Below are 7,856 nucleotides of genomic sequence, written 5' to 3' on the forward strand. Positions count from 1 at the left end.
TAAACTAAGTACTTTTAATAAGCATTCTTCAACTATTGCTGATATCTTTGACCGATGTAATGACAATTCTTTAGTCATGGATACAATTAAACAGACCCTGGTAAAAAATATTACTCTGTAGTTGAAAAAAGAACAATTGAAGAATTCCAAAGCATACCAAGTTTTACAACTAATGCGACCAGTTTTTCACGAAGAGAAACAATTAGCATATCACACTCATAAGGAAAAGCTAGTGCAACGTCGGTTGCACGTAAAACCCTTGATGGATAAGTTCTATGCCTATTTAGAAAACATTAACTTTCCTCAAGGACGTTTAAGAGCCGCCATTAACAATGCTTTAAAGTTAAAAACACGAGTGTATCGAATTTTTGAAGATGGCCGAGTACCATTAACAAATAATCCTGTTGAACGAGCGATTCGTCCATCAACTCTTATTCGAAAGAATAGCTTATTTGCGAAAAGTACTGCCGGAGCTCAGGCAAATGCCATTTTCTATACTTTGGTGGCAACTGCAAACCAGAACCATTTAAATATCTACAAATACTTTAAGTATCTTTTTGATCACTTACCAAACCGCAAGGACGAAGGACTTGAGGCTTATTTACCATGGTCAAAAGAAGTCCAAACAGAATGCCATAAATAATCCCGAAATGTCAATTTAAGTTAGAAAAAAAGTAGTTGCTCATCAGTGACATACTTCATGAATACCTCGTAAGGTGTTTGATAGCCCAATGATTTGCGAGGAATGTTGTTCCGGTAACTCATTATTTGAGCAACTTCTTCATCAGCTAGGTGGCGGAGATCGCGACCTTTGTGGAGCCCATCGCGCCGCAGAAGGCCGTTGTTGTTCTCGTTTAACCCCCGTTGGTTAGGTGCCCCCACCTCGGCAAAGTAGGTCTGGAGGTCAAATTGGTTGGCAATTGCTCGCCAGTCAGCGAACTCCTTCCCATTGTCGAAGGTAATCGACTTGAAGAAGTGGGGTGGAAACTTTGCCAACCATTCCTGTAAGTGCTGGATCACACTGGTGGCCGTCTTACTATGGACGTTAAGCTTAACGTCCATAGTAAGACGGCCACCAGTGTGATCCAGCACTTACAGGAATGGTTGGCAAAGTTTCCACCCCACTTCTTCAAGTCGATTACCTTCGACAATGGGAAGGAGTTCGCTGACTGGCGAGCAATTGCCAACCAATTTGACCTCCAGACCTACTTTGCCGAGGTGGGGGCACCTAACCAACGGGGGTTAAACGAGAACAACAACGGCCTTCTGCGGCGCGATGGGCTCCACAAAGGTCGCGATCTCCGCCACCTAGCTGATGAAGAAGTTGCTCAAATAATGAGTTACCGGAACAACATTCCTCGCAAATCATTGGGCTATCAAACACCTTACGAGGTATTCATGAAGTATGTCACTGATGAGCAACTACTTTTTTTCTAATCCATTCTTGCAAATTAATGCCGTATGCTTGTCCCACAACTACAAAACGATGTTTAAGATATTCAGATATTTCATCGTTAATTACTTTTCGACGATACTTAACCACCATTACCAAATGGTAATTAAGCAAGTATACTGAATGCTGATTTCTATCCAATTCTATTGTTATCAACACATTTTATAGATATATACTAAATATATCATAGAACAAAAGAAAAAGCACTAACGTGCTTTAAGAGAGCGATTCATCCCCTACTTATAGAAGTGGGGGTATTCTCGCAAATTTATGGATAAATATGGCTAATTTTAAGAATCAGTGTTTTCAGCGGTTTATTCAACCTTTAACTCCAGCGGATAATCTTTCGTCTTTCATCTATACCAACGCTTTGTTACGTTCAGCTAACAAACTCAAATATCCTCTTCTTCATTTTTGGACCTTAGAAGATACGGTTATTTTAGGGTTAAAAGATCAACGATTACCGCATTTATCAACTGCCCTTACTTCGCTTACGCACCGTGGTTTTCATTATTTCATGCGTAATTCAGGGGGATTAGCAGTTGTAAGTGACGACGGTATTTTAAACCTGTCAATTTTCTATCCATGGCACCTCGAAGACCATGAATTAACTATTGATGAAGCATATCAACGAATGGTCGACCTAATTCAGGCTGCTTTTCCTAGCCTAAAAATCGCTACTGGTGAAATCACTCATTCATACTGTCCGGGGAGTTTTGATATCAGCGTTAACGGCCAAAAAATCGGTGGCATTTCCCAACGCCGAAACAAAATGGGAGTTACAGTAATGCTTTACTTAAGTGTCGGTGGCAATCAGCAGGATCGGGGCAAACTAATTCGTGACTTCTATGATACAGGATTGCAGCAAAGCCAAAATAAGTGGCATTTTCCAGATGTTTGGCCGGGAGCGATGACAACTATCTCTAAAGCCCTCAACACGCAATTAAGCGTTCAGGATGCGATCCAGCGAATCCAATCAGTCGTTCAAATCATTGTTCCTGACAGCCTTAATAACTTAATGTGGTCGCCTAATTTTATATCAACCCTCAATAAAGAACTAATCAGCATGGAACGTTTACAAGAACGTTTAGAGAAAGAAGATTAAATGAATCACTTTTATGACGAAAAACTTCGCCGTGAAAAGGTTTTTCGCGATCCAATTCACGGACAAATTATTGTCGATAATCAAATTATTATGGACCTAATTAATACTCCTGAGTTTCAACGATTACGACGAATCAAGCAGCTAGGAACTTCATCATTTACCTTTCATGGAGCCGAGCATTCCCGCTTTGGCCATTGCTTAGGCGTCTATGAAATTACCCGCCAAATGTGCAACTATTTCCAGCGAAACTATCCTAGTCAGCATCCTGGCGACGGCCTATGGGATGATCACGAACGACCAGTTGCCTTATGTGCAGCCCTCCTCCATGATTTAGGGCATGGTCCTTATTCCCATACATTTGAGCATATTTTCCATACAAACCATGAGCAAATTACCCGCCAGTTGATCACCGACAGCAGCACTAATATTAATAAAATATTACAACGGGTATCTCCTGATTTTCCTCATCAAGTTGCTAGTGTGATCGACCATACTTATGAAAATCCACAAGTGGTGCAAATGATCTCAAGCCAAGTTGATGCGGACCGGATGGATTACTTGCAACGAGACGCGTATTACACAGGAACAAACTACGGAAAGTTTGATCTTGATCGTGTTCTTCATGTTATGCGACCAGTTAAGAGAGGAATTGCCTTTGAAATTTCAGGAATGCATGCGGTAGAAGATTACATTATCAGTCGCCTTCAGATGTATCTGCAAGTCTACTTTCACCCAGTTTCCCGTTCAATGGAAGTTATCTTAGACCACCTCTTAATGCGGGCAAAATATATTTACCAACATCCTAATGACTTTGAGCCCGACTTCACCCCTCATATGCTGATGCCGTTTTTTAATGGTAAGTTTACCTTGGATGACTATTTGGCGCTTGACGATGGTGTCTTAACCACCTATTTTATTCATTGGACCCATTCTCGTGATGATATTTTAAGCGACCTTGCTAGTCGTTTTCTTAACCGCCGACCATTTAAATCAGTCATTTATGATCAAAATACACAAAAACTTTTACCAACTTTACGAAAGCTCATCCAAACTGCTGGGTTTAATAGCCAGTATTACACCGCAGTCAACGATAGTTTTAAACTTCCATATGATACTTATCATCCACAAGATTCTAATACTCAAACGCAAATCGAGCTTCTCCAACCTAATGGCGATTTTGTGGAACTATCCCAAGTTAGTACCTTAGTCGCTAGCGTATCGGGACGAGAAGCCGGAGATCAACGGTTCTTTTTCCCAAAAGAGATGCTTGAAACGCGAAACAATATTGAAATTTTCGAACCAATCTATGAAGAATTTCAAAGCTATATCAAGAATAATCATATTATTAACCCAAAGGAGCAAAAATAAATGGCAATTAAATTAGTCGCAATCGATATCGATGGAACATTAATCAATGACCAACGTGAAATCACACCACAAACTGTTGCTGCAATAAAAAAAGCCAGCGCGCAGGGAGTAAAGATTGTCTTATGCACTGGACGTCCAATGACAGGCGTAAAAGCATACCTTGACCAATTGGGCTTAAATGATTCAGATAACGAATTTGTTATTAGCTTCAACGGTGCACTAGCCCAATCAACTAGTGGGAACGTCCTGGTAAATTACACGATGCCTTTCAATGACTATGCAGACTGGCAAACTTATTGTATTAAAGAAGGCGTCAAGTCCCAAATCGAAACGCGAGATTACATCTACACAATTAACCGGGATTTGAGTCCTTATACAGTCTACGAGTCAGACCTTGTAAGTATGCCAATTCGTTATCGTACCTTTGAAGAACTTTCTAAAATGCAAGATCAATACGTAATCGCCAAAGCAATGATGGTTGATACTAAAGAACAAATTGACAAAGCATGGGCAGAGCTTTCGGCAGAAATGCGTGACCGCTTTTCCATTGTTCGCAGCGAAGACTTTTATCTAGAATTCATGAATAAACAAGCAAGTAAAGGAAATGCCCTTCAATTACTTAGCGAAGAACTCGGAATTAAAAAAGAAGAAGTAATGGCCCTTGGCAACGCACAAAACGATGATTCAATGATCGAATTTGCTGGGTTAGGGGTAGCGATGGGAAACTCAATTCCTGGTACCTTAAAGATCGCTGACGTAACAACCGCTGATAATAATCATGATGGTGTTGGAAAAGCGATTGAAAAATATGTTCTTAAGTAAATGACAACAATTAAGTTTTTCAAAAAAGCAATGGTTGGAACAGCTGCAGTCGCTACTATCTTTGCCTTAGCTGGTTGTGGTAAACAATCTGCGTCAAGTAGTGATACAAGTTCTTCCAGCACATCGTCGTCTGTCCGTTCTTCCGAAAGTAAAGCTTCAAAGGCTTATCGTACAGCTAATAAGCTTATCCAAAATCATGATTATGAAGGGGCTTATGAACAGTTAAACCAATTAAATGATCATAATGCTCAAACGGAAGCACTTGCTGATGATTTACAAAGCTACATGGATGCCCAAAAAGCATATGAAAATGGCGATTATGATGGTGCTAAGAACAAATTGAAATCACAAAAGTCAACTAGTCCGGCAATGCGGAATGCATACGCTGATTTACAAAGCAAGGTAAGTTCTGCACAGGGTTCTACTAGTTCTCAAACTTCATCATCTACTAATAATAGCAAGCAAACAAATAAGCAATCCGGTTCTACAAGTGCAGCAACTCAACAATCATCCTCTGCTGCTAACCAAGCTGCATCTGATGCAACTAGCGATAATGTAGTACAACAATTTGCTAACAAGATGGGCTTTAGTGGCTCCCAAGGTTACCAAATTATGCCAACTGGTAAGACTGGTAATGTTTACAAGTTTGAAGTACGTCAAAACAATAGTGATAACACTGTTGCTAACTTAATCGGTATTTACCAATACAATAGTCAAACTGGAGCGGTAACAAAAATCGCTTAAATGACACAGCAATATTTTGATCAAAATTTAAAAATCTTTGCGTTAAATTCAAACCGTCCCTTAGCAGAAAAGATTGCTAAGCATGTCGGGGTTGATTTAGGAAAATTATCTGTTAATCGTTTTAGTGATGGTGAGATCCAAATTAATATTGAGGAAAGTGTGCGAGGAGACAATGTTTATGTCATCCAATCGACCTCTGCCCCAGTTAATGACAACTTAATGGAGTTGTTAATTATGGTAGATGCGCTTCGTCGTGCTAGTGCCAAGACGATTAACGTGGTGATGCCATACTATGGTTATGCCCGTCAAGACCGAAAAGCACGGAGCCGTGAACCAATCACTGCTAAGTTGGTTGCTAATATGTTGCAAAATTCCGGTGTTGATCGGATTATTGCACTTGATCTTCATGCCGCACAAATTCAAGGGTTCTTTGATATCCCTGTCGATCATTTGATGGGTGCTCCTCTTTTAGCAGAGTATTTTATCAACCAGGGTGTTGCTGAAAATGCAGTTGTTATTTCTCCTGATCATGGTGGAGTAACACGGGCACGAGCACTTGCCGAGTTTTTAAAATCTCCAATTGCGATTATTGACAAGCGGCGTCCACGGGCGAACGTTGCTCAAATCATGAATATTATTGGAGACGTTAAGGGTAAGAAGTGTATTATGATTGATGACATGATTGATACTGCGGGAACTATTAGTTTAGGTTCGCAAGCATTAATAGATGCCGGCGCAGAAGAAGTCTACGCATCATGTACCCATGCGGTATTATCTGGCCCAGCAATTGAACGTTTACAGAATGCACCACTTAAAGAAGTCGTTGTGACGGACTCGATTCAATTGCCAAAAGAAAAACAAATCGATAAAATCAAGCAGGTATCGGTTGCTCCACTAATTGGGGATGCAATCAAACGGATTAACGAAAATCGTCCGGTTAGTCCACTATTTAAGCAAGTATTCCAAAGTGCACAGTTGGAAAAGAAGTAAATGACAAAACGTAATGCAATTATTTTAGCTGCTGGTAAAGGTACACGGATGCGCTCAAAGCTATACAAAGTTTTACACCAAGTTTGTGGTAAGACAATGGTTGAGCATGTTTTAACTCAATTGGAAAAAGCCAAAATCGATAATATTATTACAATTGTTGGTTTTGGGGCGGAAACAGTTGAACAACGATTAGGACACCGTACTAAATATGCGCTGCAGGAACAACAACTCGGAACTGGTCATGCCGTAATGCAAACAAAAAACCTTCTTGCAAATGAAGATGGTGAAACTATTATTGTCAGTGGTGATACTCCTTTATTTACGGCTGAGACTTTTGAAAAGCTTTTTGAATATCATGAACAACGGCATGCGGCGGCTACTATTTTGACTTCTATTGCTCCTGATCCAACTGGTTATGGTCGAATTGTTCGAAATGATGTTGGAATCGTTGAACGAATTGTGGAACAAAAAGATGCTACTATTCAAGAGCAGGCAATTAAGGAAATTAATACTGGAGTTTACTGCTTTGATAACAAAAAACTATTTGCTGCCCTTAGTAAGATCACGAATGATAATGCTCAGGGTGAGTATTATTTAACTGATGTTATTGGTATTTTAAAGCAAGAAAATGAGATCGTAACAGCCTACAAGATGGATAACTTTGACGAATCGATGGGGGTAAATGACCGAGTTGCCCTTGCACGTGCCAACAAGGTAATGCGTAACCGGATTAATACTCATTGGATGCGTGAAGGGGTTTCGATGATTGATCCTGATACAACTTATATTGATGCTGATGTTAAGATTGGTCGTGATACAGTTATTGAAGGTGGCGTTGTGATCAAGGGGCATACAGAAATTGGTAACGATTGTTATATCGGTGCTGGTTCACGGATCATTGATTCCAAGATTCACGATGGGGTTAAAATTATTTCTTCTACCCTTCAAGAAGCAGAAATGCACAATGGCAGTGATATCGGTCCTAATAGTCACCTGCGTCCAGAAGCAGAAATTGGCGAAAACGTTCATATTGGTAACTTCTGTGAGGTTAAGAAGGCTTACATTGGTGAAGGAACAAAGGTCGGTCATTTGACTTATATCGGTAATGCTACTTTAGGTAAGAATATTAATGTTGGCTGTGGAGTTGTCTTTGTTAACTACGATGGGACAAATAAGCACCATACCAATGTTGGGGACCATGCCTTTATCGGTAGTAACAGTAACCTAGTGGCTCCGGTTAATATTGCCAAGGATTCATTTGTCGCTGCTGGTTCGACCATTACAGACAGTACAGAACAATATGATATGGCAATTGCGCGGGCACGGCAGGTTAATAAAGAAAATTATGCTAAGAAACTACCATGGTAAGTGGAT

At 40.2% G+C, this 7,856-nt stretch carries 6 protein-coding genes and 4 pseudogenes; 8 read left to right on the forward strand and 2 right to left on the reverse strand.

The window, feature by feature from the left end:
• Positions 1 to 121: 121 nt before the first annotated feature.
• A pseudogene (locus HHK02_RS03560) lies at positions 122 to 643 on the forward strand (IS66 family transposase); the annotation flags it as partial.
• A 20-nt stretch (positions 644 to 663) separates the two neighbouring features.
• On the opposite strand, the pseudogene HHK02_RS03565 reads toward HHK02_RS03560, so the two are convergent.
• Positions 664 to 1,056: pseudogene (locus HHK02_RS03565) on the reverse strand (IS30 family transposase); the annotation flags it as partial.
• On the opposite strand from HHK02_RS03565, the pseudogene HHK02_RS03570 reads away from it, so the two are divergent.
• A pseudogene (locus tag HHK02_RS03570) lies at positions 1,048 to 1,437 on the forward strand (IS30 family transposase); the annotation flags it as partial. The pseudogenes HHK02_RS03565 and HHK02_RS03570 sit on opposite strands and share 9 nt — an antisense overlap.
• A 1-nt stretch (position 1,438) precedes the next feature.
• Here the strand turns inward: HHK02_RS03570 and HHK02_RS03575 are convergent.
• A pseudogene (locus HHK02_RS03575) lies at positions 1,439 to 1,609 on the reverse strand (transposase); the annotation flags it as partial.
• Between the two features lie 124 nt (positions 1,610 to 1,733).
• On the opposite strand from HHK02_RS03575, the gene HHK02_RS03580 reads away from it, so the two are divergent.
• Genes HHK02_RS03580 through glmU form a run of 6 tightly spaced genes read left to right on the forward strand, consistent with a single transcriptional unit; the run spans position 1,734 to position 7,850 of the window.
• A complete protein-coding gene (locus tag HHK02_RS03580; protein ID WP_003671291.1) occupies positions 1,734 to 2,558 on the forward strand; it encodes a lipoate--protein ligase family protein in 825 nt (274 codons plus the stop codon).
• Entirely contained in the window at positions 2,559 to 3,926 is a 1,368-nt protein-coding gene (locus tag HHK02_RS03585) for an HD domain-containing protein (protein WP_003671292.1), read from the forward strand.
• The gene (yidA, locus tag HHK02_RS03590) at positions 3,927 to 4,748 is read left to right on the forward strand and encodes a sugar-phosphatase (protein WP_078009248.1); all 822 of its coding nucleotides are present in this window, start codon (positions 3,927 to 3,929) and stop codon (positions 4,746 to 4,748) included.
• Entirely contained in the window at positions 4,749 to 5,492 is a 744-nt protein-coding gene (locus HHK02_RS03595; RefSeq protein WP_003671296.1) for a hypothetical protein, read from the forward strand. It abuts the gene before it with no gap.
• Positions 5,493 to 6,482, forward strand: coding sequence for a ribose-phosphate diphosphokinase (locus tag HHK02_RS03600; protein ID WP_003671298.1), 990 nt, complete (start codon positions 5,493 to 5,495; stop codon positions 6,480 to 6,482).
• Positions 6,483 to 7,850, forward strand: a complete 1,368-nt coding sequence (gene glmU / locus HHK02_RS03605) for a bifunctional UDP-N-acetylglucosamine diphosphorylase/glucosamine-1-phosphate N-acetyltransferase GlmU (RefSeq protein ID WP_003671300.1) — start codon at positions 6,483 to 6,485, stop codon at positions 7,848 to 7,850. It abuts the gene before it with no gap.
• The last annotated feature ends 6 nt before the right edge of the window (positions 7,851 to 7,856 follow it).

The organism is Limosilactobacillus reuteri, assembly GCF_013694365.1.
Classification (GTDB): Bacteria; Bacillota; Bacilli; order Lactobacillales; family Lactobacillaceae; genus Limosilactobacillus; species Limosilactobacillus reuteri_E.